The sequence below is a fragment of the Dactylosporangium sp. NPDC049140 genome, assembly GCF_040648435.1.
This window is the reverse complement of record NZ_JBEZDS010000047.1, coordinates 31267-55582: the sequence shown is the minus strand read 5'-3', so window position 1 is coordinate 55582 and position 24316 is coordinate 31267. Positions and strand designations below refer to the sequence as shown.

The following is a 24316-nucleotide window of genomic DNA, read 5'->3' as shown; positions in this document are numbered from 1 at the left end:
GTCGCCGGTGGCTTGTCGTTGCGGAGTATCGGCGAATGGGCATTTCACCGGCCGGCACGGGCCCTGGCCGGCGCGGCACAATCGTGGTGGTGTGCGATGACGCGCAATCCGCGTCGGCATCCGCGGTGGCCGGCTCCGCCGATTCCCCATCCGACGGCGCTGGGCATTCTGTTTGCTCGACGGGGCATTCGGCCGGTTCTGCGAGCGCCGCGCAGGCCCGCTCTTCGAAATACGCGTCAGCAGCCTCGACACTGCCGTACCTGTCGCAGAGCTTCTTCCGGTGCCGCTACTCGAGCCCCCGGTCCCGATGCCGCTGGTGCTCCTTCCAAAACTTCTCACCGGCAGGCGAATAATTACGCCGCCGAGTAGCGTCATACATCGCAGCTATTTCGGCCCGGCTGAACAACCCCCGCTGCCCCAACACATATCGATTATCCCAAAGAACGGAAGCAAACAGGATCCCGTTTCAAATAGCGCGAGACAGGAACCACCGAATGACGACCCGCACGAACCCGGCAGCAAACAACGGCCAAGAGGCATAACCGTAGGCAACAACGAAAAGGGACCACGCTTACACATTGCGGGGCCGAAGGCCCCGCGCACCATCGGCCGAGCGTCGTTTGTCAGCCCCCGTCCCAGTAAAAGACCCGTCGGGGTATAAATCCGAAATGTCCGATCACGAAGTGTCGGACATTTCGGCCGGGAACGCCTCAGCCGCCGACGACGGCGGTAGCCTCCACCGACGCCGGAGGCGGTGTAGGCGCATCCGTGGTCGGCGCCGGAGGCGTAGTGGTACGCGTAACCGGCGGCGCAGAGGAAGCCGGCTGAGTGCCAGGAGCCGGCGAGCTGGGCGGCGCGGTGTTCGTAGCGCTGTTGCCACCCGCCGAGGCGCCCGGCGTCGGGGCGTGCGACGCGTTCGGGACGCCCGGGGCCTTGCCCGTCGTCGAGACCGTTGCCGTCGGCGACGAGGAGGTGTGGGCGTCCGGGTAGCTCGGGTCCAGCACGTTGCGCGTCAGGGCGACCACGGCCAGGACCACGCCCGCCACCAGCGCGATCACGGCCGCCGTGGCGGCGATCGGGACCCAGACCGGGCGCCGTCCCGGGCCGTCGTCGGCGGGGGCGCCGCCCGGGGTGGTGATGATCGTCGTGGGGGCCGAGGTGCGCATCGCGGGTACCAGGGCCGGGTCTTCCGACGTCGCGTCGCGGGCGGCCCGGGCCGCGGACGCCATGGCGGCGGCGGTCGGGTAGCGGTCCTGCGGGTCCTTCGACATCGCGCGCTCGATGAGCGCTCGCGTCGCCGCCGGCAGGGTTTCGGGCAGCGGGGGCGGCTCGTCCTGCAGGTGCTTGATGGCGATCTCGAGCGGGGAGTTGCCGGTGAACGGCGGGGCGCCGGTCAGGCAGTGGTACGCGACCACGCCCAGCGCATAGATGTCCGCCGACGGCGAGATCGGTTTGCCCGACGCCTGTTCGGGGGACATGTACAGCGCGGTGCCGATCACGGCGCTCACCTTCGTCACCGAGGTGACGGCGGCGGAGCGGGCCACGCCGAAGTCGACGAGCGTCACCGCGCCGTTCGCGCCGACCAGGAGGTTGTTGGGCTTGACGTCGCGGTGGATGATCCCCACCTCGTGGGCCGCGTGCAGCGCGTCGGCCGCCTGGGCCACGATGCCGAGCGTCTCGCCGACCGACAGGGTGCCCTCGGCGTTGATGCGCTCGCCCAGCGGGCGGCCGTCCACGAACGCCATCACCAGGAACAGCGTGCCCTCGGGGGTCTCGCCGTAGTCGTACACGCCGACGACGCCGGGGTGGCCGAACGAGGCCATGATCCGGGCCTCGGAGCGGAAGCGGCGGCCGAACTCCTCGTTGCTGACGTGGCCCGGTAGCAGCACTTTCACGGCCACGGTGCGGCCCAGCGTCTTGTCGGTGGCGCGGAACACCTGCCCCATGCCGCCGCTGGCGACGAACTCGTCGAGGCGGTACCGGTCGCCGAGCACGTCCCCTGGTCCCAACACGGCAATGAAGGTACCCAACGATGAGCTTCGCGACACGCCGGGCGCGCGGCGCGATATGTACCCTGCAGGGACGGTAGAGTCGGGCAACGGCTGACTCGCTCCCCCTGAAGGCCGACGCCGATTCGGTCCCCGGGTGGAGACAGCGCCGCCGGGAGGGGCGAAGACCAGCGATGACAGGCATGGGCGACCAGGCGGAGTCGTGGACCACCACGATGCGCGCCGAGCAGGCCTCGCTTGACCTCGGTGCGGAGCTCGGGCCGGCCGACCCGACCGCGTACACGATGCGCAAGCCGATCCCCGAGCCGATGCCGATGGACCGGCACGGCCCGGCGCGGATCATCGCCATGGCGAACCAGAAGGGCGGCGTCGGCAAGACCACGTCGACCATCAACCTCGGCGCGGCGCTCGCGGAGTACGGGCGGCGGGTGCTGCTCGTCGACTTCGACCCGCAGGGCGCGCTCTCGGTCGGCCTCGGCGTCAACCCCCACAACCTCGATCTCACGATCTACAACATCCTGATGGACTCCGACGTGACGGTCGAGGACATCCGGATCAAAACGGACATCGCCGGGCTGCACCTGCTGCCCGCGAACATCGACCTCTCGGCGGCCGAGATCCAGCTCGTCACCGAGGTCGCGCGCGAGATGGCCCTGGCGCGCGTGCTGCGGCCGGTGCTCAAGGAGTACGACTACATCCTGATCGACTGCCAGCCGTCCCTCGGCCTGCTGGCGATCAACGCGCTCACCGTGGCGCACGGCGTCATGATCCCGCTGGAGTGCGAGTTCTTCTCGCTGCGCGGCGTGGCGCTGCTGCTGGACACGATCGACAAGGTGCGCGAGCGGCTCAACTTCGACCTGGAGCTCGAGGGCATCCTCGCGACCATGTACGACAGCCGCACCACCCACTGCCGCCAGGTGCTCCAGCGCGTCGTGGAGGCGTTCGGCGACAAGGTGTACCAGACGGTCATCACCAAGACCGTGAAGTTCCCGGAGTCGACGGTCGCCGGTGCCCCCATCACCACGCTCGACCCGTCGTCGTCGGGGGCGCGCAACTACCGTCAGCTGGCGCGCGAGGTCATCGCGCAGCAGGCCGAGCGGCGGCTGTAGTAGGGGCTTTCCGCAGTTCGTGCGCTAGGTTCTTCGCGTGACTGAGCCGGTTGTCGAGTCGTCCGCGGCGGTGGACGCCGCGGACGCTCCCGCCGTGATCGCAGAGCCCGCCGCGCCGGCCGCGGCGACCTCGGGGTTCCAGGTCAAGCTGTCCAACTTCGAGGGCCCGTTCGACCTGCTGCTGCAGCTCATCGGCAAGCACAAGCTCGACGTCACCGAGGTCGCGCTGCACACGGTGACGGACGACTTCATCGTGTACATCCGCGCGATGGGCGACAACTGGGACCTCGACGAGGCGTCCGAGTTCCTCGTGATCGCGGCCACGCTGCTCGACCTGAAGGCGGCCCGCCTGCTGCCCTCGGCCACGGTCGAGAACGAGGAGGACCTCGCGCTGCTCGAGGCGCGGGACCTGCTGTTCGCTCGGCTGCTGCAGTACAAGGCCTTCAAGGAGGCGGCCGCCCACATCGCCGGGCTCGAGGCCGTGGGATCGCGCCGGTACCCGCGCGCCGTCTCCCTCGAGCCCCGGTACGCCGACGCCCTCCCCGACCTGGTCCTCGGCATCGGCCCGAAGCGGCTGCTCAAGATCGCGGTGCGGGCGTTCACGCCGAAGGTGCCGCCGGTGGTCTCGGTCGCCCACATCCACCAGGTGCGCGTCAGCGTCCGCGAGCACGCCAACATCATGCGGGACTGGCTCCTGCAGCGCCGCGTGGCGAACTTCTCCGATCTCTGCGCCGGCTGCGAGTCGACCCTCGAGGTGGTGGCCCGGTTCCTGGCCCTTTTGGAGTTGTACCGCGAGAACCTGATCGACTTCGAACAGGCCGAGGCCCTCGGCGAGCTGGTCGTGCGCTGGACCGCCGCCGAGGACGTGCCCGTGGAGCTGGAGGTCGAGGAGTACGAGGGCTCGCCCGCACCCGCGCCCAAGGACCCCGAATTGGCGGAATCCGCTGGTTCGTTGGATGCTTCGGAGTCGCCGGTGCCGGAAGACGCTGAGGCCGCGGCGGACGTGGACAACGAGGTGGACGAGTGAACGAGGACGACAAGCCGACGGGTTCGCTGGCCGATCAGGCCGCGAGCTGGGTGCCACCGTGGGCGCGTCCGAAGCAGGAGCCGCCGGCCGCCCAGTCGTTCCCCGACCTCCAGTGGCAGTCCGACACGGAAGAGGAGCAGCCCGAGGCTGAGGTGGAGGCTGAACCGCAGCCGGAGCCGGAAGCTGAGTCCGAGCCGGAACCGCAGCCCGAACCCCAGGCCGAGGCGGAGCCGGAAGCTGAGCCGGAGCCGGAGCCGGAGCCGGAGCCGGAGCCGGAGTCCGAGCCGGAAGCGGAAGCCGAGCTGGAAGCAGAGCCTGAGGCCGAGCCGGAGCCGGAGCCGGAGTCCGAGCCGGAGCCGGAGTCCGAGCCGGAAGCGGAAGCCGAGCTGGAAGCGGAGCCTGAGCCCGAGCCGGAGCCGGAGTCCGAGCCGGAAGCGGAAGCCGAGCTGGAAGCGGAGCCTGAGCCCGAGCCCGAGCCGGAACCGCAGTCCGAGCCGGAAGCGGAAGCCGAGCCGGAAGCCGAGCCCGAGCCTGAGGCTGAGCCCGAGGCGGGAATCGAACCGGAGCCGCAGCCCGAGGCCGAAGTCGAACCGGTAGCGCAGACCGAGGCCGAAGTGCAACCCGAGCCGGTCGCCGCGACGCTGCCCGGGCCCGAGGCGCCCAAGCCGGCCGCGGCCGTCGAAGAGCCGGTCAAGGCCGAGATGGGCGACGCCGAACTGCGGGCCGCGGTCGAGGCCATTCTGCTCGTCGTCGACGAGCCGACCAGTGCGGTCACCCTCGCCCAGGTGCTCGATCAGCCCGTCGACCGGGTGCTGGTGGCGCTCGAGGCGGCCTCAGCGGAGTACACCCGGCTGGGTTTCGGCTTTGATCTGCGCCAGGTGGCCGGGGGCTGGCGGCTCTACACCCGGCCGGAGTATGCGGCGTACGTGGAGAAGTTCGTGCTCGACGGGCAGCAGACCCGGCTGACCCAGGCCGCGCTGGAGACACTCGCCGTGATCGCGTACAAGCAGCCGGTGACCAGATCGCGCATTTCCGCCATCCGGGGTGTGAACTGTGACGGGGTGGTCCGTACGCTGGTGACGCGGGGCCTGATCGAAGAGATCGGCAGTGAGCCCGAGAGCGGCGCGTTCCTCTACCGGACGACCACGCTGTTCCTGGAGAAGCTCGGCCTGCAGAGCGTCGACCAGTTGCCGCCGCTCGCCCCGTTCCTTCCCGACGACATAGATGAGATCGCCGATGCCCAGCGTTGACCCGTCCGTTGACTCCGACTCCGTGCCCGCTCCCGGGTTCGCCGGACCCGAGTTCGAGGGCTCGGCGTTCGACGCCCCGCCCGACGCGGAGCCGCCGCGGCACGAGGAGCGGCTCCAGAAGATCCTGGCCGCGGCCGGGCTCGGCTCGCGGCGTGCCTGCGAGCGCATGATCGACGCGGGCCGTGTCACGGTCAACGGCCGCGAGGCGACCCTCGGCGACAAGGCCGACCCGAACCGCGACGCCATCCACGTCGACGGGCAGCGCCTGGTGACCGACACCCGGCTGGTGTACATCGCGCTGAACAAGCCGCGCGGCGTGGTCTCCACGATGGACGACGACAAGGGCCGCAACGCGATCTCGGACCTCGTGCCGAACATCGAGTCGCGGGTCTTCCACGTGGGCCGGCTCGACCAGGACAGCGAGGGCCTGATCCTGCTCACCAACGACGGCGGGCTCGCGCACAAGCTGATGCACCCGTCGTACGAGGTCGCCAAGACCTACCAGGTCGAGATCCCCGGCCCCGTCCCGCGCGCGATGGGGCGCGAGCTCAAGTCCGGGATCACCCTCGAGGACGGCCCGGTGAAGGTCGACTCGTTCCGGGTCGTCGACGCCTACGGCAAGGTGGCCCTCGTCGAGGTGGTCCTCCACGAGGGCCGCAATCACATCGTGCGCCGCGTGTTCGACGCCGTCGGCTTCCCGGTGCAGCGGCTCATCCGCACCGAGATCGGCCCGATCCGCCTCGGCGACCTGCGACCGGGCCGCACGCGGCACCTGTCGCAGGCCGAGATCGGGGCGTTGTTCAAGGCCGTGGGGGAGTAGGCCTCAGGTCGAGCGGCGCATCGCCCGGATGCCGACGACCAGCCCGACGGCGGCCGTGGCCGCGGCGGCGATGAAGCCCCAGGCCACGGTCGTCTCGGCGATGCGCCCGGCGAAGAGCAGGCGCACGGCGCTGACCATGTGCGCGAGCGGGTTGAAGCTCGCCGCCGTGCGCATCGAGCCGGGCCCGGACTCCTGGGGCAGCAGCATGCCCGACAGGATCATGAGCGGGAACAGCAGCGTCTGGTGCACCGCCCAGAACATCCAGTCGGTACGGCGGACCGCCACCGCTACCGCCAGCGCATAGCTCAGCGAGCCGAGCCCGACGCCGAAGAGCGCGAGCAGGGCCAGCCCGAGCAGCGCGCGGGCCGGGTACAGGTGGAAGCCGAACGGCAGCATGACCGCGACGATCACGGCCGCCTGCCCGGCCAGCGGCACCATCTCCTTGAGCGCCCGCCCGATCAGCAGCGAGTTCCGGGACAGCGCGCGTGGACCAGGCCGATGGCCACGTCGAGGCGGCGCCGCTGCCCGCCGGAGAGATCGGTGACCTTGCGCTCGCCCAGCTCGGCGAGGTCGAGCGCGGTCAGCAGCTCGTCCGCCCGCCGCCGGGCCTCGCGCCGGTCCAGCCCGTAGATGCGGCCCTGCACCCGCAGCTCGTCGCCGACCCGCTGGGTGTGCGCGGCGCCGTTGCCCTGCCCGACGTACCCGATGCGCCGCCGCACCCGGTCCGGCTCGCGGGTCACGTCGTGCCCGGCGACCACCGCCGTGCCCGCCGTCGGCTCGATGAGCGTGGTGAGCATGCGCATCGTGGTCGTCTTGCCGGCCCCGTTCGGGCCGAGCACCGCGACGAGCTCGCCCGGCTCGACGTCCAGGCTGATCCCGCGCACCGCGTGGATCCTCGTCTTGCGTCCGGTCACGAAGTCCTTGGTCAATCCTCGCGTTCGAATCATGCGAGAAGCCTCGCAGCGGAAGCGGACAGCTCCTGTCCTGTACTCCGGCGATACTGAACCCATGCTCGAGACCTCGGCCCGGCTGCTCGCTCTGCTGTCCCTGCTCCAGGCCCGCCGCGACTGGCCCGGCCGCACGCTCGCCGACCGGCTCGAGGTCAGCGCGCGCACGGTACGCCGCGACGTCGACCGGCTGCGCGACCTGGGGTACCCGGTGCAGGCGACCCGCGGGCCCGACGGCGGCTACCGGCTCGACGCCGGCTCCGAGCTGCCGCCGCTGCTGTTCGACGACGACCAGGCCGTCGCGGTCGCGGTGGCACTGCAGACGGCGACGATGTCGGTGCAGGGCGTGGAGGAGGCGGCGCTGCGGGCCCTGGCCACGGTCCGCCAGGTCATGCCCGCGCGGCTGCGGCACCGGGTCGACGCGCTACGCGTGACGCGGGTGGTGAAGAGCTCGTGGCGCGAGGGGGACATCGACGCCGAGCACCTGCTCACGATCGGCACCGCGGTCCGCGCGCGCGAGGTGCTGCGCTTCGACTACGCCGGGCGGCGCGAGCTCGTGGAGGGCGCCGGCGTGCAGCGCCCGCCGCGCCGCGCGGAGCCCCACCACCTGGTGACGTGGGGCGGGCGGTGGTACCTCATCGGCTGGGATCTGGACCGGGCGGACTGGCGGACGTACCGCGTCGACCGCATGACGCCGCGCACGCCGAACGGGCCCCGGTTCGCGCCGCGGGAGCTGCCGGCGGCCGACGTGGCGGAGTTCGTCGCGGAGCGCTTCGAGCGCCAGGACCTGCTGCCGTGCAAGGGCACCGCGATCCTGCACGTGAACGCCGCGGCCGCGAACGAGTGGATCCGCGGGCAGGGTCTGGTCGAGGACGCCGGGCCGGACCGCTGCCGGGTCACCGCCGGCTCCTGGTCGTGGACCGGCCTGGCCGCGTGGTTCGGCATGTTCGACGCCGAGTTCGAGCTCGTGGGGCCGCCCGAGCTGCGCGCGGCCGGCACCGCGCTGGCGGCCCGGTTCCAGAAGGCGACGGGCCCGATCCCGGGATCGGGCCCGTCGCGCTGATCTCACCGGGGAACTAGGCGGCCTTGCGTACGGTCGCGAGCGCCTTGCCCCAGGTGACCGTCTGGTCCAGGACCGTGGTGAGCGAGTTCTCGTGCTGCGGGCCCGGCTTGAAGACGCTGAAGTTCTCGAAGTCGGTGAACAGCGACAGCGCCACCTGAGCCCGCACGTCGGCGATCTGCAGCTCGGCGGCGATGAGACGCAGGTGCTCGACGGCGCGCGTGCCGCCCACGGAGCCGTAGCTGACGAAGCCGGCCGCCTTGTTGTTCCACTCGGCGTAGAGGAAGTCGATCGCGTTCTTCAGCGCGCCGCTGGTCGAGTGGTTGTACTCGGGCGTGACGAAGATGTACGCGTCGAACTCGGCGATCTTGGCCGCCCACTGCTTGGTGTGCTCGTTGGCGTACTGCCCCATGGACGGCGGCATGGCCTCGTCCAGGTGCGGCAGGTTGTAGTCGAGCAGGTCGACCAGCTCGAACTCCGCGTCCGAGCGCCGGCTCGCGATGTCGTACACCCACTTGGCCACGGCCTCGCCGTTCCGGCCCGGGCGGGTGCTGCCGAGGATGATTCCGACCTTGGTCATTGCGTGGAGTCCTCTTCCTGAGTGCCGCCACCCGGGGAAGGGTGACGTGTCACCGAGACCATAGCTCAGAACAACGGTGACGTGTCACCCACTCCCGTAGACTTCCGGCGTGACGGTTGACTGGCTCGACGAGCGGGAGCAGCGGGCGTGGCGCGCTTACCTCGCGCTCAACGCCGAGGTTCAGCGCCGCACCGCCCGGCAGCTGCTGCGTGAGACCGGGCTCACCATCGCGGAGTACGCGGTGCTGGTGAGCCTCTCCGAGGCCCCGGGCGGGCGGCTGCGCGTGTTCCAGCTGCGCGTCGCGGCCGACTGGGAGAAGACCCGCCTCACGCACCAGATCACCAGGATGACGGCCCGCGGGCTGGTCGCCCGGGAGCCCTGCGCCGACGATCCCCGCGGCGCGTTCGTGGTGCTGACCGAGGCCGGCTGGGAGGCGGTCACGGCCGCGGCGCCCCGCCACGTGGCCCACGTGCGGCACTGGTTCTTCGACGCGCTGCGCCCCGAACAGGTGGACGCGCTGATGGACATCGCCGACGCGGTGCTCGACCGCCTGCCCGAGGCCGACCGCACGATGGGTGCGCCGTGCCTGCCATCGCCCTTCTGTCCCACCGATTCCGACATTCCTGAAATGCCGGAAGAGGTCGAATCGGCCGGTTGTTAGGGAAAGGTCGCGGAGAACCCGGTGTGACGGCGGCCTCCCGTGGGCGGACGTCATCGGCGGGTCAAGTACTGTTTTGAAGGGCTTCACCGAGTCAGAGGAGACGGGCGTGCACGACGAGGGCCGGCAACTGGTGGTTGCCGTCGACGGGCCGTCCGGCTCAGGCAAGTCAACCATCTCCCGCCGGGTCGCGCAGGCGCTCGGCGCGCGCTACCTGGACACCGGGGCGATGTACCGCGCCGTCACCTACGCGGTGCTGCGCGACAACGTCGACCTGGGCGACGCCGACAAGATCGCCGCGGTCGCCGACGGCGTCGAGCTGACCATCGGCACCGACCCGGCGGCCCCGCACATCAGCGTCGACGGCGTCGGCGTCGACCGGGAGATCCGCGGGCCGGAGGTCACCCGCGCGGTGTCGGCCGTCTCGGCGGTCCCGGCCGTGCGCGCCCTGCTCGTGGCGAGCCAGCGCTCGATCATCGCCGAGGCCGACCGGATCGTGGTCGAAGGGCGCGACATCGGCACCGTCGTGGCGCCCGACGCGGACCTGAAGGTCTACCTCACCGCCGACGCCGAGGAGCGCGCCCGCCGCCGCAGCAGCGAGAACGCGTCCGACCGCGTCGCCACCGCGGCCGACCTCGCCCGGCGCGACCGCCTCGACTCGACCCGCGCCGCCGACCCGCTGCGCCAGGCCGACGACGCCGTCGTGCTCGACACCACCGCGCTCGGCATCGACGAGGTGGTCGAGCGGCTGCAACGCATGCTCGACAAGGTAACGGCGTGAACGCGATGTCCGCGGACGTCTCCGGGCGCGACACGTTCGACCCCGAGGGCGACGAGCCGGACCTTGAGCTGAGCCTCCCCATCGTCGCGGTCGTCGGCCGCCCCAACGTCGGCAAGTCCACGCTGGTCAACCGCATTCTCGGGCGCCGCCAGGCGGTCGTGGAAGACGTGGCCGGGGTGACCCGCGACCGGGTCGCCTACGACGCCGAGTGGACCGGCCGGCACTTCACCGTCGTCGACACCGGCGGCTGGCTGCCCGACGCCCGCGAGCGGGCCCGGGCCATCGCCACCCAGGCCGAGATCGCCGCGCAGACCGCCGACGTCGTGCTCTTCGTCGTCGACGCCACGATCCCGCCGACCTCGGACGACGAGGCCGCCGTGCGCATGCTGCGCCGCAGCGGCCGCAAGGTCATCCTGGTCGCGAACAAGGTCGACAACGACCGGATCGAGGGCGAGACCGCCAGCCTGTGGGGCCTGGGCCTGGGCGAGCCGTTCCCGGTCTCGGCCCTGCACGGCCGCGGCGCCGGTGACCTGCTCGACAAGATCCTGGAGAACCTGCCCGAGGCCCGCCCGGTCGAGCCGCGCGAGGCCGGCCCGCGCCGCATCGCGCTCGTCGGGCGCCCCAACGTGGGCAAGTCCAGCCTGCTCAACAAGCTGGCCAAGGAGGAGCGCGCGGTCGTCGACTCCGTCGCCGGCACGACCGTCGACCCCGTGGACAGCCTCGTCGACTTCGGCGGCGAGACCTGGCACCTGGTCGACACCGCCGGCCTGCGCAAGCGGGTCGCGCACGCCTCCGGCACCGAGTACTACGCCTCCCTGCGCACCAACGCGGCCATCGAGGCGGCCGAGGTCGCGATCGTCCTGCTCGACGCGAGCGAGGTCATCTCGGAGCAGGACCAGCGCATCATCACGATGGTGATCGAGTCCGGCCGGGCGCTCGTCATCGCGTTCAACAAGTGGGACCTCGTCGACGAGGACCGCCGGTACCAGCTCGGCAAGGAGATCGACCGCGAGCTGCGCCGGGTGCCGTGGGCGGTGCGGGTCAACGTGTCGGCCCTGACCGGCCGGGCCGTGGACAAGCTCGCCCCGGCCCTGAACACCGCCCTGGACAACTGGGAGCGCCGCGTGCCGACCGGCCAGCTCAACCAGTGGCTGACCGCGCTCGTCCAGGCGACGCCGCACCCGATCCGCGGCGGGCGCGCCCCGCGCGTGCTCTTCGCGACCCAGGCCGGCGTCTCGCCGCCCAAGTTCGTGCTGTTCACGACCGGCGTGCTGGACCCCGGCTACGTCCGCTTCGTCGAGCGCAAGCTCCGCGAGGAGTTCGACTTCACCGGCACCCCGATCCACATCACCGTGAAGCCGCGCAAGAAGAACAAGAAGTAGGTAGGGGCTAGTCAGCCAGGGCGAAGACCTCGGCGTGCTGCTGGATGCGCGGCACGCCCAGCTTGCGCAGCGACGCCAGCACCGCGTTCGTCATGGCGGTCGGCCCGCAGACGTACACGTCGCGCTGGCGGATGTCGGGCACCAGCTTCGTCAGGTGCTCGGCGCTCAGCGGCGCCGGGCTCGTGTCCTTGGTGCGGCCCACGACCAGCATGAGCTGGGCGCGCTTGGCGTACGACAGGTCGCGCAGCTCGTTCAGGAGCGTGGCCTCGGACTCGGAGCGGACGCGGTACATGACGATGATCGAGCCCTCGAGAACCTCCAGGAGCGACCGGATCGGCGTGATGCCGACGCCGCCGGCGATCAGCAGCGTCGCCGACTTCGTGCGGTGCTGGGCCGTGAAGGCGCCGTAGGGGCCCTCGACGAAGACCCGGGTGCCGACGCGCAGGGTGCGCAGGCCCGCCGTGCCGCGCCCGACCGCCTTGGCCGTCAGCCGCAGGCCCTTGCCGTCCGGCGCCTGCGACAGCGAGAACGGGTTGACCTGCCACCAGCGCCCCGGCGTGAGGAAGCGCCACAGCATGAACTGGCCCGCCTCGGCCGGCATCCTGTCCAGGCCGCGGCCGGTCACGTACACCGAGGTCACGTCGTCGGACTCGGGCACGACGGCCGACACGCGCAGCCCGTGGCGGAGGTTGCGGTACAGCGGCAGGCCCATCCGGCCGAGCACGAACAGCCCGATCGAGACCGTCCACAGCGCCCACCAGTACACCTTGGCCCAGGTGGCCGGCTGGGAGATCGGGTTCTCGATCGTCTGGTGCACGATGGCGAACCCGACCACCGCGTAGGTGCCGATGTGCACGAGGTGCCACAGCTCGTACGGCAACCGCCGGCGCGCCGCCCGGGTCGAGGCGAGCACGACGACGAACAGCAGCGTGCCCGAGACGATGCCGGCGAGCGTGCCGAGCGAGCCGAGCCACTTGTCCGTGAGCGTGCCGAAGGACCAGTGATTGATCCGGGCGTACGCCCACGACGCGAGCGTCGAGTGCACGACGATCGTCCACGCGAGGCCGATGCCGACCCAGCGGTGCCAGGCGGTGAGCTGGCCCAGGCCCAGCCGCCGGTCCAGCCACGGCACGCGGGCCACGAGCACCAGCTGCAGCGCGAGCAGCACCGCGGCGTGCAGGCCCAGGAACCGCCCGACGGCCAGCATGGTGCTGGGCGCGTCGGAGGCGCTGAAGAACAGTGACTCGACGGCGGCCGCGTTGACGAGCGCGACAGCGACGAGGGCGAACGTGGCGCGCTGGGGCCCGTTCCCGCCCCGCGGGCGGCGGTGCCGCTGCACCCGCTCCGACACGGCGGCCCGGGGGTCGGACATCCGGATGGGAGCGGCGGTGCCGGTGCCGTTCGGCGGGGTCATGAGGCCTCGAATCGGTCGGAAAGGGCGTAGCGCAGGAGTACCACGTCGTCCATCTGCCGTACATCCACCATCGTGGCGCGGTGGCCGGGGTGCCACGGGAAGTGCCCGTCGCCGACGAAGCGCGGGGCCCGCCCGTCGCCGACGAAGAACGGCGCGATCACGAGCTGGAGCTCGTCGACGAGCCCGGCGGTGAGGAACATGGTGTGGACCGTGCCGCCGCCCTCGACGAGCAGCCGCCGCACCCCACGGCCGGCCAGGTCGGCCAGCACGAACCCGGCGCCGACGGGGTCGCCGCCGTCGACGACCTCGGCCCGGCCGCCGAGCCGGACGTGGTTGCGGCGGGCGGTCTTCGTGGCGCAGTACACGATCTTCTGGGCGTCGCCGTGGGTGAAGAACCGCGACTGCGGGTCGATGTCGCCGTGGCCGAGGATGGCGACCTTGGCCGGCGGCGGCAGCCCGCGCTCGGCCCGCCGCTCCCGGTGCTCCGGGGCGCGCACCATGAGCCGCGGGTTGTCGCGGCGGATGGTGTTGGCCCCGACCAGGATCGCGTCGCAGCCGGCCCGCATCCCGTCCACACGGTCGAGGTCCTCGCGGTTGGAGAGCACGAGGCGCTCGTCGCTGGCGTCGTCGAGGTACCCGTCGAGCGACATCGCGCAGCTCAACACGACGTAGGGCCGGGCCTCGGAGATCTGCACGGCCGCATCTTCCCAGGCGAGCGTGGCCTCACCTGGCGGCGGCACGGCTCGCCTTGGCCGCGAGGTACCCCGCGTTCGCCGGGCTGAGGAAGACGCCGGTCGGCACCACGCTCGCCACCGTCACCCCGAGCCCGTCGAGCTGGTCGGCCTTGTCGGGGTTGTTGGTCAGCAGCCGGATGCGCTGCGCGCCGAGCGCGTCGAGCATCTGGGCCGCCGCGGAGTAGTCCCGCTCGTCCTCGGCGTGCCCGAGCGCGATGTTGGCCTCGAAGGTGTCCAGGCCGGTGTCCTGCAGCGCGTACGCGTCGAGCTTCGAGTACAGCCCGATGCCCCGGCCCTCCTGGCGCAGGTACAGCAGGAAGCCCCCGGCCTCGGTGATCCGCTCGATCGCCTCGCGCAGCTGCGGCCCGCAGTCGCAGCGCTCACTGCCGAAGATGTCCCCGGTCAGGCACTCGCTGTGCAGGCGGACCAGCGGCGCGGCGCCCCCGTCGGCGCTGCGGCGGGCCGCGCCGGCCCAGTCGCCGAGGCCGAAGGCGACGTGCTCGCGCCCGTCGACCAGGCCGTTGAACGTGAACAGGCGGGCGGTGGTGGAGTACCCGTCGAGGAGCCGCAGCGGCACGGTCACCTGCGTGCGCATGGTTGCTCCCGGAAGTGTTTCGAACATCCCTCTCCTTAGCTCGCCACGGTGCGTCGGCGGAACAGCAGGACCGCTACGCCGGGAAGGCTCGACACCAACACCAGTACCCCGTACGCCGTCGCTGTCGCCACGCCTTGCGCGGCGGTGAGGCCGGCGGCGGCAAAAGCCCAGGCGGCGACGCCCTCCCGCGGCCCGAATCCGCCGATGTTCGCGGGCACGCCCATCGCGAGCAGGGCCAGTAGCGTCAGCGGCAGCAGTTGCGCGGCCGGCGCGTGCAGGCCGGCGGTGCGCGCGGCGACGAGGAACGTGACCAGGTGACCGGCGACGGCGACGGCGGAGCAGAGGACGACGCCGGGCCAGATCCGCCGGGCCAGCAGTACCTCGCGGACGTCGGCGCGCGCGGTGTGCACCGCCCGGCGCCACCACTGCGGCCCGCGCCGCCCGGCGACGAGCGCGAGCACGGCCGCGAGCAGCGTGACGCCGGCCACGACGGCGGCGATGCGGGGCACGAACGGGCGCACCGGCGACGGCAGCGCCCAGAGCAGTGCCACGGCGAGGGTCAGCTGGACGGCCTGGCCGGCCGTGCGCTCCCACACGACGGCGCGGATGCCGCGGCCGACGTCGCCGTCCGCGCGCCCGTGGCCGACGGCCCGGTCGACGTCGCCGAGCACCCCGCCCGGCAGCGTGGAGTTGATGAGCACCGCGCGGTACAGCTCGGCGACCGCGGTGCGCAGGGGCAGGTGCATGCCCAGGCCGAGGGCGACGAGCCGCCACCGCCAGGCGCACGCCACGATGGTGGCCGCCCCGACGCCGACCGCGGCCGCGACCGACCACACGTCGATCATCCGCAGCCCGGCGACGAACGGCCCGCTGCCGACGCGCCACACGAGCAGCGCGAGCACGGCCAGCCCGCCGACGGTGCGCACGAGACCCCAGTTGATCGCCCGGCGGCCCGTGGGTACGGCGACGGCGGCGGCGCTGCTCGGCATGGGACTCCTTTCCGGACGATCTCTATTTACATACGCCGCCGGACGCGATCGGGTTCAGTCCGCGATCGTGTGTCGGAAAACGGCCTCGACCGCGCGTGCGGTGTCGTCCCAGCCCGTGAGCGTCGCCCGGCGGGCGAGCGCGGCGGCCCGGAGCCGGTCGCGCAGCGCCGCGTCGCCGAACCAGCGCCGCAGCGCGCCGGCCAGGGCGTCCGCGTCGCCGGGCGGGACCAGCCAGCCGGGCGGCGCGGCGGCCCCGATCGCGTCCGGCAGCCCCTTGGCCGTCGTGGCCAGGACCGGGACGCCGCGGGCGAGCGCCTCGGCGGCGACCATGCCGTAGGTCTCGCCCCGCGACGGGTGGACCAGCAGGTCCGCGGCGGCGTACAGGGGATCGACCGGGCGCGGCCCCACGAGGCTGATGCGGTCGCCCAGGCCGAGGGCGTCGATGCGGGCCGCGAGCCCGCGCGCGAAGGCGGGGTCGCGGTCCACGGAGCCGGCGCACACGCAGGTCCAGTCCCGGTCGGCGACCCGGGCGAGGGCCTCGACCAGCACGTCGTGGCCCTTGTGGCGGCCGATCACGGCGACGCAGAGCAGCGCCCCGGCGCCGCCCGACCCGGCGGCGACCGGCGCCTGATGCACGCCCGGCGTCGCGACGTGGAGGCGGCTCAGCGCGTACAACTCGATGAGCCGCCGCCTCGTCCAGCCGCTGGTGGCGATCACCGCACTCGCGGCCCGCAGCGCCCGCGCCTCGTCCGGCCGGGCCGCCGGGTCGTCGTCGCCGAACGGCATGTGCACGAGCACGACCAGCCGCAGCCGGGCCGCGTGCGCCTCCAGCACGGCGGGCGCGCACGAGGCGACCAGGCCGTCGACCAGCACCGCGGCGCCGTGGGGAAGCCCCGCGAGGAGGGCGTCGAGCCGCGCGAGGTCCCCGGCGTCCGGGTGCGGCCAGGCGCCGGGCGCGGGGCGTTCGACGGCGGCCAGCCGGTCGCAGATTTCGCGGTCGTACCGGTTGCCGCCGCTCGGGGAGCGCGGGTCGTCGATGTCGCCCGGCAGCACCGCGAAAACGGTCACAGATCGCGCTCGTACGTGGCCCACGCCACGTGTGACTCGCGCAGGGTGACCGCCAGCCGCTCCAGCCCGGTCCCGCCGCCGCCCAGCGCCCCGGCGGCAACCCGCGCGGCCAGCCGGTCGGCCACCACCGCGGCGAGCATCTCCGTCGACGTGTTCACGCCGCTGAACTCGGGCTCTTCGTCGAGATTGCGGTAGTTCAGCGCGCCCAGGACATCCTTGAGCTCCTGCGCGGCCAGGCCGATGTCGACCACCAGGTTGTCGGCGTCGAGCTCCCGGCGGGAGAACGTCACGTCGACCACGTAGGTCGCGCCGTGCAGACGCTGGGCGGGGCCGAAGACCTCGCCCTGGAAGCTGTGGGCGATCATCATGTGGTCACGGACGGTGAGGCTGTACACGCGGCATGCTCCTGTTCAGTAGGTGATCACGTGGCAGAGGGCCGGGTGGGTGCCGTCGGCGAGCCCGGCCAGCACCGCCGGCAGGTCCGCGAACGGGGACTCGCCGGTGATGAGGGCGTCGAAGGCCGGGTCGCGCAGCAGGCGCAGCGCCAGGGCCATCCGGTCGGCGTAGGTGCGGGTCGCGGCCCGGGCCGGCGAGACGGTGCCGACCTGGCTGCTGCGGATCGTGAGCCGGCCGGAGTGGAAGGCGCCGCCGAGCGCGAGGGTGACCGGGCGGTCGCCGTACCAGCTCAGCTCCAGCACCGTCCCCTCCGGCGCGAGCAGTTCGAGCGCGCGCTGCAGGCCCGGCTGCGTCGCGCTGGCGTGCACGACCAGGTCGCGGCCCCCGGACGCCTCCGCGGGGAGCGCGAACGCGACGCCGAGCGCGTCGGCGACGGTCCGGCGCGACGGGTCGGTGTCGACCAGCTCGACCTCGGCCCCCGGCAGGCGGGCCAGCAGCGCGGCGACGCTGCAGCCGACCATGCCCGCGCCGACCACGCTCACCCGGTCGCCGATCAGCGGGGCCGCGTCCCAGAGCGCGTTGACGGCGGTCTCGACGGTGCCGGCGAGCACGGCCCGGCGCGGCGGTACCCCGTCGGGCAGCGGCACCACCGACGCGCGCGGCACCACGTACGCGCTCTGGTGCGGGTACAGGCAGAACACCGTACGGCCGCGCAGGTCCGAAGGGCCCGCCTCGACCACGCCGACGTTGAGGTAGCCGTACTTCACCGGGTACGGGAAGTCGCCCTCCTGGAAGGGTGCGCGCATGACGGCGAACTGGTCCGGCGGCACCTTCCCGGCGAACACGAGCGTCTCAGTGCCGCGGCTCACACCCGAGTACAGCGTCCGGACCAGCACCTCGTCGTCACCCGGGGCGGGGACCTCCACCGGACGTATCTCCCCGCCCGTCCCGGTGGTCCAGAACGCGTTCGCCTGTGGCACGCCGACACTCCCTGAGATCGTTCCGATCGAACCGTTACGCCCGAACGCGCGTATGCACTGACGGGTCCATGGTCAGTAAGCACAGCCTCGTACACGGAGTGACGATGCCGCAGGTTCGAACCGGTCCGGTCATTGGACTGATCTTCCACGTTGCCGTGCTCGGCGTCCTCTCGGGGACGGTCGGGCTGGGCACGGCCGGGTGGGTGATCGGTCTCGCCAGCGGGTTCGTCACCTCGGTGGCGCTCGAGTACGGCCTGCAGCGCTCCGGCGCCGAGGCCTTCGGCGCCGCCAACTGGGTGACGCTGACCCGGGCCGGGCTCGCCGGCGGGGTCGCGGCGCTCACCGCCGACTCCTTCAGCCGGCCGGTGCCGATCGGGGTGCTGTGCGCGCTCAGCGCGGTCGCGCTCGCCCTGGACGCCGTGGACGGCAACATCGCCCGGCGCACCGGCGGGTGCACGCCGCTCGGGGCGCGCTTCGACATGGAGACCGACGCCTGGCTGATCCTCGTGCTCAGCGCGTTCGTGGCCGAGTCGGTCGGGCCCTGGGTCCTCGCGATCGGGGCGATGCGGTACCTGATCGGGTTCGCGACCTGGCTCGTGCCGTGGCTGCGCGGGCCGGTGCCGCCGCGGTACTGGCGCAAGGTCGTCGCCGCGATGCAGGGCGTGACCCTCGCCGTCGCCGCGTCCGGGCTGCTGCCGCTGCCGGTCACCACCACGATTGTGGCGATCTCGCTGCTGTTCCTCGTCGAGTCGTTCGGCTCCGAAGTGCTGTGGCGCTGGCGCCGGCAGTCGCTCACGGTGGCGGTGTCCTCCTGATGGCCGTGCTCTCGCCGCCCGTGGAGGTCCCCGCGCCGGACGAGCCCGCCGCGCCCGTGCGGCGGTCCTGGCCGCGCGCCGCGCTCGTGTGGGCGGGCACGCTGCTCGGGGCCGGGGTGGTGCTGTTCACGCTGGTCACGCCCGATCGGCTCACGCAGTACAGCTACGGCGCCTTCCTGCGCGTGCCGATCGAGGGGCTGTTGCTCGTCGCGCTGTTCCTCGCCGTCCGCGGCCGGGCCCGCACCGTCGTGCTCAGCGTGGCCGGGGTCCTGCTCGGCGTGCTGTTCATCATCCGGCTGTTCAACCTCGGCTTCTACACGTCGCTGTCGCGCCCGTTCGACCCGATCCTCGACTGGGTGCTGCTCGACCCGGCGTACGGGCTGGTCAAGTCGTCGCTCGGCGAGGCCGCCGCGGTCGTGATCACGGTGATCCTCGCCCTGATCGTGCTCAGCGTGCCGGTGGTGATGACGCTCACGCTGCGGCGCCTGTCCCGGCTCGCGCTGCGGCACCAGGTGGCCACGACCCGCGGTACCGCCGTCCTCGCCGGGGTCTGGGCGCTGTGCGCGGTGCTGAACGTGCAGGTCGCCAACGGCGTGCCGGTCGCCTCCGACGGGGCCGTCGGCGCGCTGGGGACCCAGGTCTCGCTGGTGCGCCGCGACATCGGCGACGGCGAGAAGTTCGGCCAGCAGGCGCAGATCGACGCGTTCCGCGACGCGCCCGGCTCGCAGCTGCTCACCGCCCTGCGCGGCAAGGACGTGCTGCTCACGTTCGTGGAGAGCTACGGGCGCGACGCGGTGCAGAACCCGCAGTACGCGCCCCAGGTCAACGCGGTGCTCGACGACGGCACGCGGCGGCTGGCGGCGGCCGGCTTCCAGGCCCGCTCGGCGTTCCTGACCTCCCCGATCACCGGCGGCGGCAGCTGGATGGCGCACGAGACGCTGCTGTCCGGCCTGTGGGTCGACAACAACCAGCGCAGCTCGTCGCTGCTGTCCGGCGACCGGTTCACGCTCAACGCGGCGTTCCGCCGGGGCGGGTGGCACGTCGCCGGGATCATGCCGGCCAACGACCGCGACTGGCCCGAGGGGAAGTTCTTCCAGTACCACGACCTGTACGACTCGCGGAACATCGGCTACAAGGGCCCGAAGTTCAGCTACGTGCCGGTGCCGGACCAGTTCACGCTCGCGGCCTACCAGCGGCTGGAGCGCCAGCCCGGGCACGCGCCGACCTTCACCGAGATCCCGCTGGTCTCCAGCCACGCGCCCTGGACGCCGATCCCGCAGCTCGTCGGCTGGGACGAGGTCGGCGACGGCACGGTGTACAAGACGATGAGCACCGAGGGCGACCCGCCGGACTCCGTCATCCGCACGTCGGAGAAGATCCGCACGGCGTACCGCAACTCGATCGTGTACTCGCTGAGCTCACTGATCTCCTACGTGGAGCAGTACGGCGACGACAACCTCGTGGTCGTGTTCCTCGGCGACCACCAGCCCTCGCCGGTCATCGTCGGGGACACCGCGAGCCACGACGTGCCCATCACCATCGTCGCCCGCGACCCGAACGTGCTCGCCAAGATCTCGGGGTGGGGCTGGCAGGATGGCCTGCGGCCCGCCGACGGCGCCCCGGTGTGGCGGATGGACCAGTTCCGTGACCGCTTCCTGACCGCGTACCGCTGAGCGGCCTGCGTATCCTCGACGGATGCCGAGAGGAGCGCGCCGGGTCGCCGAGCGCGGGAGGATCGGGCCGTTTCCGCTGTGGGCGGTCGTCGCGGCGATCGTGGTGCTGCTCGCCGGGGCCGGGGTCGCCTACTCGGTGTCGGGTGGCGACGACTCCTCGCCCTCCGCCGCGCCGCCCTCCGGCTCGACCTCGGCCGCGCCGGCGGCCCCGGGCGGCGCCGGCTCCTCCGCCGCCGTGGGCTGCGCCGAGTCGGTGGTCGCCAAGCTGCCCCTCGAACTGCAGGCTTCCCAACTGCTCATGATCGGTACGCCGCTGAGCTCACCCCTGGGGGCGACGACGACGATCCAGAAGTACAAGCTGGGCGGGGTCTTTCTCGCCGGGCGCTCCTCGGCCTCGGCCGCCCAGCTGCGCCAGCAGATCGCGCAGCTGCAGGACGCGGCCCAGGCGAACGGCGGCGTGCGGCTGCAGATCGGCATCGACCAGGAGGGCGGCCAGGTCCAGACCCTCAAGGGCGACGACTTCCCGGCCATCCCGACCGCGGTGAACCAGGGCAGGCTCGACCCGTCGACGCTGAACAGCCGCACCGCCGAGTGGGCCGCGCGGCTCAAGGGCATCGGGGTCACCATCGACCTCGCGCCCGTCGCCGACGTCGTCCCCGCCGATGTCGGCAAGAACAACCCGCCGATCGGGGGTTTCGAGCGGCAGTACGGCTCCACGCCCGACCCGGTCGCCGAGGACGTGGCCACGGTCGTGACCGCGGTGCAGGGCGCGGGCGTGCTCACCACGCTCAAGCACTTCCCCGGGCTCGGCCGCGTGCGCGTGAACACCGACACCACGACCGGCGCGCGCGACGACCTCACGACCGCGGACGACGGGTCGCTCAAGCCCTTCGCCAGCGGCATCAAGGCCGGCTCGGCGGCGGTGATGATCTCGTCCGCGACGTACCCGAAGCTCGACTCCCGCAACGTCGCCGCATTCTCGTCGGCGATCATCACCGACCTGCTGCGCGGCAAGCTCGGCTTCGACGGCCTCGTGATGTCGGACGACCTCGGCGCCGCGGTGGCGGTCTCGTCGGTGCCGGTGGGGCAGCGGGCCGTCAAGTTCGTGCAGGCGGGCGGCGACATGCCGCTGAGCGTGCGGCTGTCCGACGCGCAGCCGATGACGGACGCGCTGGTCGCCGCGGCCAAGGCGGACCCGGCCTTCGCCAGGCGCGTGAGCGAGTCGGCGACCCGCGTGGTGCGCAGCAAGATCCGCGCCGGCCTGGTGACCTGCGGCTGATCCTCCCGGGGTCATCCGCCCGGCAGGACGCCCGGGCGGTACCCGCGACGAAAGCTGGATCCGGCAGGACGTCACCCCCGTCGGAAGGATCGATTCCATGGCCAGGGCAGTAGGCATCGACCTCGGCACGACCAACTCGGTGATCGCCGCGTTCGAGGGTGGGGCGCCGACCGTGATCCCCAACGCCGAGGGGAGCCGGACGACGCCGTCCGTCGTCGCGTACACGCCCGGCGGCGAGCGGCTCGTCGGGCACCTCGCGCGGCGCCAGGCGGCGCTCAACCCCGACGGCACCATCACGTCCGCGAAACGGTTCATCGGGCGGCGCCACGACGAGATCGCCGAGGAGGCCGCGACCGTCACGTACCAGGTCGTGGCCGGGCCCGAGGGCGCGGTCCGCTCCGACGTGCGCGGGCGGCCGATCTCGCCCGAGGAGGTCTCGGCGCAGGTCCTGCGCAAGCTCGCCGACGACGCCGCGAAGTACCTGGGGGAGAAGGTCACCGAGGCCGTCGTCACGGTCCCGGCCTACTTCAACGACGCCCAGCGCCAGGCCACCAAGGACGCCGGGCGCATCGCCGGGCTCGAGGTGCTGCGCATCATCAACGAGCCGACCGCGGCCGCGCTCGCCTACGGGCTGGAAAAGTCGGGGCACGAGACCGTGCTCGTCTTCGACCTCGGCGGCGGCACGTTCGACGTGAGCATCCTCGACGTCGGCGACGGCGTGGTCGAGGTGCGCGCGACGGCCGGCGACACCCACCTCGGCGGCGACAACTTCGACCACCGGCTCGTCGACCACCTGGCCGAGGAGTTCCGGCGCGACGAGGGCATCGACCTGCGCAAGGACCCGCAGGCGCTGCAGCGGCTGATCGAGGCGGCCGAGCGGGCCAAGATCGAGCTGTCCACGGTGCCGCAGACGAGCGTGAACCTGCCCTTCGTCACCGCCGACGCGAACGGGCCCAAGCATCTCACCACGACCATCACCCGCGCCGTGTTCGAGGAGCTCACCCACGACCTGCTGGAGCGCACCCTCGCCCCGGTGCGGCAGGCGATGAGCGACGCCAAGACCGGCGAGGGCGACCTCGACGAGGTGATCCTCGTCGGCGGCGCGACCCGCATGCCGGCCGTGCAGGCCCTCGTGCGCCGGCTCACCGGCGGCAAGGACCCGAACATGAGCGTCAACCCCGACGAGGTCGTCGCGCTCGGCGCCGCGATCCAGGCCGGGGTGCTCAAGGGCGACGTGCGCGACGTGGTGCTGCTCGACGTGACCCCGCTCTCGCTGGGCGTCGAGACGCTCGGCGGGCTCATGACCCGCGTCATCGAGCGCAACACGACCATCCCGACGCGCCGCACGGAGACGTTCACGACCGCCGAGGACAACCAGCCCGCGGTGGAGGTCGTGGTCCTGCAGGGCGAGCGCGAGCGGGCCGCCGACAACCGGGTGCTGGGCCGGCTGCGGCTCACCGACATCCGGCCCGCGCCGCGGGGCGGACCGCAGATCGAGGTGACGTACGACATCGACGCCAACGGCATCCTGGACGTCTCCGCGAAGGACGCCGACACCGGCGGCGAGCAGCAGATCACCATCACCGAGAGCGGCACCCTCGAGCCCGCCGAGGTCGAGCGGATGGTGGCCGACGCCGAGCGGTACCGCGGCGAGGACGAGCGCGCCCGCCGCAGCGTCGAGGCCCGCAACGAGCTCGACGGGGCCGCCTACCAGGTGCGCCGGCGGCTCGACGAGGGCGGCGCACGGATGCCGGCGCACGAGCGCGAGCGCGCGGAGCTGCTCCTGCGGCAGGCCCGGGAACCGCGCGACGACGAGGTCCGGGGCCTGACCGAGGATCTGCGCCAGTTCGTGTACGCGGACGAGGACGTCGTACACGCCGAGTTCTCGTGATGGACGGCGTCGACTGGGAGCGGCGGTGGCGGCGGGCCGAGGCCGACGCCGACAACGCGCGGAAGCGGTGCGACCGGCTCGTCGCCGAGCGCACCGCGGCCGAGCGGGAACGGTGCACGGCCGCGTGGCTGCCGCTGCTCGACCATCTCGACCTGGCGCTCACGCACGCCGGGGCCGACCCGGCCGCGATCGTGGCCGGCGTCGAGCACGTCCGCGACGAGGCCCGGGCGGTGCTGGGCCGCCTGGGCTACGAGCCGATCGGCGAGCCGGGCGAGGTGTTCGACCCGGCCCGGCACGAGGCGGCGGAGGCGGTCGCCGGCGGGGCGGAGGGCGCGGGCACGGTGGTCCGCGTGATCCGGCCCGGCTACGGCGGACCCGACAGCCTGCTGCGCCCGGCCGCCGTCGCCGTGTCAGTGGCCGACGATCCTTAGTCGAGCTCGACGACCTCGCGGCCGAGGGGCCAGAACGCGATCGGTACCAGCTTGAAGTGCGCGATGCCGAACGGGATGCCGATGATGCTCACGCACAGGGTGATGCCCGCCGTGATGTGGGTGAGCGCGAGCCACCAGCCCGCGAGCACGACCCAGAGCACGTTCGCGAGCCCGGTGGCGACGCCGGCGCCGCCGTTCTTGGCGCGCACGGTGCGGCCGAACGGCCACAGCGAGTACACCGCCAGGCGCCACGACGCGATCGCGAACGGGATCGTCACGACGAGGACGAAGCAGATGAGCGCGGCCAGGGCGTACCCGAGGAACAGGATGAACCCGCCGCCGAAGATGACCCACAGGACGTTGAGGACGAAGCGAATCACGCCTCCGATCATGACGTACCGCCGCAAACGACACCCGGGTACCGTGGG

Annotated in this window: 25 protein-coding genes; 13 read left to right on the top strand and 12 right to left on the bottom strand. The window is 72.5% G+C overall.

The features are described 5' to 3' along the window. Positions 1–710: 710 nt before the first annotated feature. A complete protein-coding gene (locus AB0B76_RS46215; RefSeq protein ID WP_360388506.1) occupies positions 711–2012 on the bottom strand; it encodes a protein kinase in 1302 nt (433 codons plus the stop codon). Between the two features lie 170 nt (positions 2013–2182). On the opposite strand from AB0B76_RS46215, the gene AB0B76_RS46210 reads away from it, so the two are divergent. The 4 genes from AB0B76_RS46210 to AB0B76_RS46195 all read left to right on the top strand — a co-directional run bounded on the left by AB0B76_RS46210 (position 2183) and on the right by AB0B76_RS46195 (position 6215). Beyond that, positions 2183–3118 carry a ParA family protein gene (locus tag AB0B76_RS46210; RefSeq protein ID WP_033359452.1) on the top strand — a complete coding sequence of 312 codons (936 nt, stop codon included), beginning with the start codon at positions 2183–2185 and terminating at the stop codon, positions 3116–3118. 94 nt (positions 3119–3212) lie between these two features. Further along, a complete protein-coding gene (locus AB0B76_RS46205; RefSeq protein ID WP_360388615.1) occupies positions 3213–4145 on the top strand; it encodes a segregation/condensation protein A in 933 nt (310 codons plus the stop codon). Next, a complete protein-coding gene (gene scpB, locus AB0B76_RS46200) occupies positions 4142–5395 on the top strand; it encodes an SMC-Scp complex subunit ScpB (protein ID WP_360388503.1) in 1254 nt (417 codons plus the stop codon). Before AB0B76_RS46205 ends, scpB begins: the two co-directional genes overlap by 4 nt. Continuing rightward, complete coding sequence (locus AB0B76_RS46195; protein ID WP_360388500.1) at positions 5382–6215, top strand: pseudouridine synthase; 834 nt, start codon at positions 5382–5384, stop codon at positions 6213–6215. Before scpB ends, AB0B76_RS46195 begins: the two co-directional genes overlap by 14 nt. A 3-nt stretch (positions 6216–6218) precedes the next feature. On the opposite strand, the gene AB0B76_RS46190 is transcribed toward AB0B76_RS46195, so the two are convergent. Then, complete coding sequence (locus tag AB0B76_RS46190; RefSeq protein WP_360388497.1) at positions 6219–6653, bottom strand: ABC transporter permease; 435 nt, start codon at positions 6651–6653, stop codon at positions 6219–6221. A gap of 20 nt (positions 6654–6673) precedes the next feature. Then, positions 6674–7162 carry an ATP-binding cassette domain-containing protein gene (locus tag AB0B76_RS46185; RefSeq protein ID WP_360388494.1) on the bottom strand — a complete coding sequence of 163 codons (489 nt, stop codon included), beginning with the start codon at positions 7160–7162 and terminating at the stop codon, positions 6674–6676. A gap of 61 nt (positions 7163–7223) precedes the next feature. Between AB0B76_RS46185 and AB0B76_RS46180 the strand changes: the two genes are divergently transcribed. Then, complete coding sequence (locus AB0B76_RS46180; protein WP_360388491.1) at positions 7224–8225, top strand: WYL domain-containing protein; 1002 nt, start codon at positions 7224–7226, stop codon at positions 8223–8225. A 13-nt stretch (positions 8226–8238) separates the two neighbouring features. Here AB0B76_RS46180 and AB0B76_RS46175 read toward each other — a convergent pair whose 3' ends face one another. Continuing rightward, complete coding sequence (locus AB0B76_RS46175; RefSeq protein ID WP_360388489.1) at positions 8239–8802, bottom strand: NAD(P)H-dependent oxidoreductase; 564 nt, start codon at positions 8800–8802, stop codon at positions 8239–8241. A 109-nt stretch (positions 8803–8911) separates the two neighbouring features. Here AB0B76_RS46175 and AB0B76_RS46170 point away from each other — a divergent pair, with 109 nt between their 5' ends. From AB0B76_RS46170 to der, 3 genes are all read left to right on the top strand, one after another. Next, complete coding sequence (locus tag AB0B76_RS46170; protein WP_360388486.1) at positions 8912–9463, top strand: MarR family winged helix-turn-helix transcriptional regulator; 552 nt, start codon at positions 8912–8914, stop codon at positions 9461–9463. Positions 9464–9569: 106 nt separating this feature from the next. Then, entirely contained in the window at positions 9570–10241 is a 672-nt protein-coding gene (cmk, locus tag AB0B76_RS46165) for a (d)CMP kinase (RefSeq protein WP_360388484.1), read from the top strand. A 5-nt stretch (positions 10242–10246) separates the two neighbouring features. After that, the gene (gene der, locus AB0B76_RS46160) at positions 10247–11623 is read left to right on the top strand and encodes a ribosome biogenesis GTPase Der (protein WP_360388612.1); all 1377 of its coding nucleotides are present in this window, start codon (positions 10247–10249) and stop codon (positions 11621–11623) included. Between the two features lie 7 nt (positions 11624–11630). On the opposite strand, the gene AB0B76_RS46155 is transcribed toward der, so the two are convergent. From AB0B76_RS46155 to AB0B76_RS46125, 7 genes are read right to left on the bottom strand one after another with little or no spacing between them, the layout of a single operon-like run. Beyond that, a complete protein-coding gene (locus AB0B76_RS46155) occupies positions 11631–13037 on the bottom strand; it encodes a ferredoxin reductase family protein (RefSeq protein ID WP_360388481.1) in 1407 nt (468 codons plus the stop codon). Continuing rightward, positions 13034–13726 carry a dihydrofolate reductase family protein gene (locus tag AB0B76_RS46150; protein ID WP_360388609.1) on the bottom strand — a complete coding sequence of 231 codons (693 nt, stop codon included), beginning with the start codon at positions 13724–13726 and terminating at the stop codon, positions 13034–13036. Before AB0B76_RS46150 ends, AB0B76_RS46155 begins: the two co-directional genes overlap by 4 nt. 34 nt (positions 13727–13760) lie before the next feature. After that, complete coding sequence (ribA, locus tag AB0B76_RS46145) at positions 13761–14393, bottom strand: GTP cyclohydrolase II (protein ID WP_360388478.1); 633 nt, start codon at positions 14391–14393, stop codon at positions 13761–13763. Between the two features lie 8 nt (positions 14394–14401). After that, positions 14402–15355, bottom strand: a complete 954-nt coding sequence (locus AB0B76_RS46140) for a lysylphosphatidylglycerol synthase transmembrane domain-containing protein (protein WP_360388475.1) — start codon at positions 15353–15355, stop codon at positions 14402–14404. Between the two features lie 54 nt (positions 15356–15409). Continuing rightward, complete coding sequence (locus AB0B76_RS46135) at positions 15410–16423, bottom strand: glycosyltransferase family 4 protein (protein WP_360388473.1); 1014 nt, start codon at positions 16421–16423, stop codon at positions 15410–15412. Then, positions 16420–16818 carry a 6-carboxytetrahydropterin synthase gene (locus AB0B76_RS46130; protein WP_360388470.1) on the bottom strand — a complete coding sequence of 133 codons (399 nt, stop codon included), beginning with the start codon at positions 16816–16818 and terminating at the stop codon, positions 16420–16422. The genes AB0B76_RS46135 and AB0B76_RS46130 overlap by 4 nt, the downstream gene beginning before the upstream one ends. Positions 16819–16833: 15 nt before the next feature. Continuing rightward, positions 16834–17799 (bottom strand): dehydrogenase, encoded by a 966-nt coding sequence (locus AB0B76_RS46125; RefSeq protein WP_360388467.1) that lies wholly within the window; start codon positions 17797–17799, stop codon positions 16834–16836. A gap of 104 nt (positions 17800–17903) precedes the next feature. Between AB0B76_RS46125 and AB0B76_RS46120 the strand changes: the two genes are divergently transcribed. From AB0B76_RS46120 to grpE, 5 genes are all read left to right on the top strand, one after another. After that, positions 17904–18614 carry a CDP-alcohol phosphatidyltransferase family protein gene (locus tag AB0B76_RS46120; protein WP_360388464.1) on the top strand — a complete coding sequence of 237 codons (711 nt, stop codon included), beginning with the start codon at positions 17904–17906 and terminating at the stop codon, positions 18612–18614. After that, entirely contained in the window at positions 18614–20287 is a 1674-nt protein-coding gene (locus tag AB0B76_RS46115) for a sulfatase (RefSeq protein ID WP_360388462.1), read from the top strand. The genes AB0B76_RS46120 and AB0B76_RS46115 overlap by 1 nt, the downstream gene beginning before the upstream one ends. Positions 20288–20309: 22 nt before the next feature. Continuing rightward, entirely contained in the window at positions 20310–21566 is a 1257-nt protein-coding gene (locus AB0B76_RS46110; protein WP_360388459.1) for a glycoside hydrolase family 3 N-terminal domain-containing protein, read from the top strand. A 97-nt stretch (positions 21567–21663) separates the two neighbouring features. Further along, positions 21664–23457 carry a molecular chaperone DnaK gene (gene dnaK, locus AB0B76_RS46105; protein WP_360388456.1) on the top strand — a complete coding sequence of 598 codons (1794 nt, stop codon included), beginning with the start codon at positions 21664–21666 and terminating at the stop codon, positions 23455–23457. After that, positions 23457–23888: a nucleotide exchange factor GrpE gene (gene grpE, locus AB0B76_RS46100; protein ID WP_360388606.1), complete on the top strand. Its 432-nt coding sequence runs from the start codon at positions 23457–23459 to the stop codon at positions 23886–23888. Before dnaK ends, grpE begins: the two co-directional genes overlap by 1 nt. On the opposite strand, the gene AB0B76_RS46095 is transcribed toward grpE, so the two are convergent. Beyond that, positions 23885–24268, bottom strand: coding sequence for a YccF domain-containing protein (locus tag AB0B76_RS46095; protein WP_360388453.1), 384 nt, complete (start codon positions 24266–24268; stop codon positions 23885–23887). The genes grpE and AB0B76_RS46095 overlap by 4 nt on opposite strands. Positions 24269–24316: the final 48 nt, after the last annotated feature.

Excerpts from the sequence above, each read along its gene's own strand:
- AB0B76_RS46180 (WP_360388491.1), top strand. The coding sequence starts at position 7,224 with ATGCTCGAGACCTCGGCCCGGCTGCTCGCTCTGCTGTCCCTGCTCCAG.
- AB0B76_RS46210 (WP_033359452.1), top strand. The coding sequence starts at position 2,183 with ATGACAGGCATGGGCGACCAGGCGGAGTCGTGGACCACCACGATGCGC.
- AB0B76_RS46175 (WP_360388489.1), bottom strand. The coding sequence starts at position 8,802 with ATGACCAAGGTCGGAATCATCCTCGGCAGCACCCGCCCGGGCCGGAAC.
- dnaK (WP_360388456.1), top strand. The coding sequence starts at position 21,664 with ATGGCCAGGGCAGTAGGCATCGACCTCGGCACGACCAACTCGGTGATC.
- AB0B76_RS46190 (WP_360388497.1), bottom strand. The coding sequence starts at position 6,653 with ATGGTGCCGCTGGCCGGGCAGGCGGCCGTGATCGTCGCGGTCATGCTG.
- AB0B76_RS46110 (WP_360388459.1), top strand. The coding sequence starts at position 20,310 with ATGCCGAGAGGAGCGCGCCGGGTCGCCGAGCGCGGGAGGATCGGGCCG.
- AB0B76_RS46140 (WP_360388475.1), bottom strand. The coding sequence starts at position 15,355 with ATGCCGAGCAGCGCCGCCGCCGTCGCCGTACCCACGGGCCGCCGGGCG.
- AB0B76_RS46115 (WP_360388462.1), top strand. The coding sequence starts at position 18,614 with ATGGCCGTGCTCTCGCCGCCCGTGGAGGTCCCCGCGCCGGACGAGCCC.
- der (WP_360388612.1), top strand. The coding sequence starts at position 10,247 with ATGTCCGCGGACGTCTCCGGGCGCGACACGTTCGACCCCGAGGGCGAC.
- grpE (WP_360388606.1), top strand. The coding sequence starts at position 23,457 with ATGGACGGCGTCGACTGGGAGCGGCGGTGGCGGCGGGCCGAGGCCGAC.
- AB0B76_RS46120 (WP_360388464.1), top strand. The coding sequence starts at position 17,904 with ATGCCGCAGGTTCGAACCGGTCCGGTCATTGGACTGATCTTCCACGTT.
- ribA (WP_360388478.1), bottom strand. The coding sequence starts at position 14,393 with ATGTTCGAAACACTTCCGGGAGCAACCATGCGCACGCAGGTGACCGTG.
- AB0B76_RS46185 (WP_360388494.1), bottom strand. The coding sequence starts at position 7,162 with ATGATTCGAACGCGAGGATTGACCAAGGACTTCGTGACCGGACGCAAG.
- AB0B76_RS46155 (WP_360388481.1), bottom strand. The coding sequence starts at position 13,037 with ATGACCCCGCCGAACGGCACCGGCACCGCCGCTCCCATCCGGATGTCC.
- AB0B76_RS46195 (WP_360388500.1), top strand. The coding sequence starts at position 5,382 with ATGCCCAGCGTTGACCCGTCCGTTGACTCCGACTCCGTGCCCGCTCCC.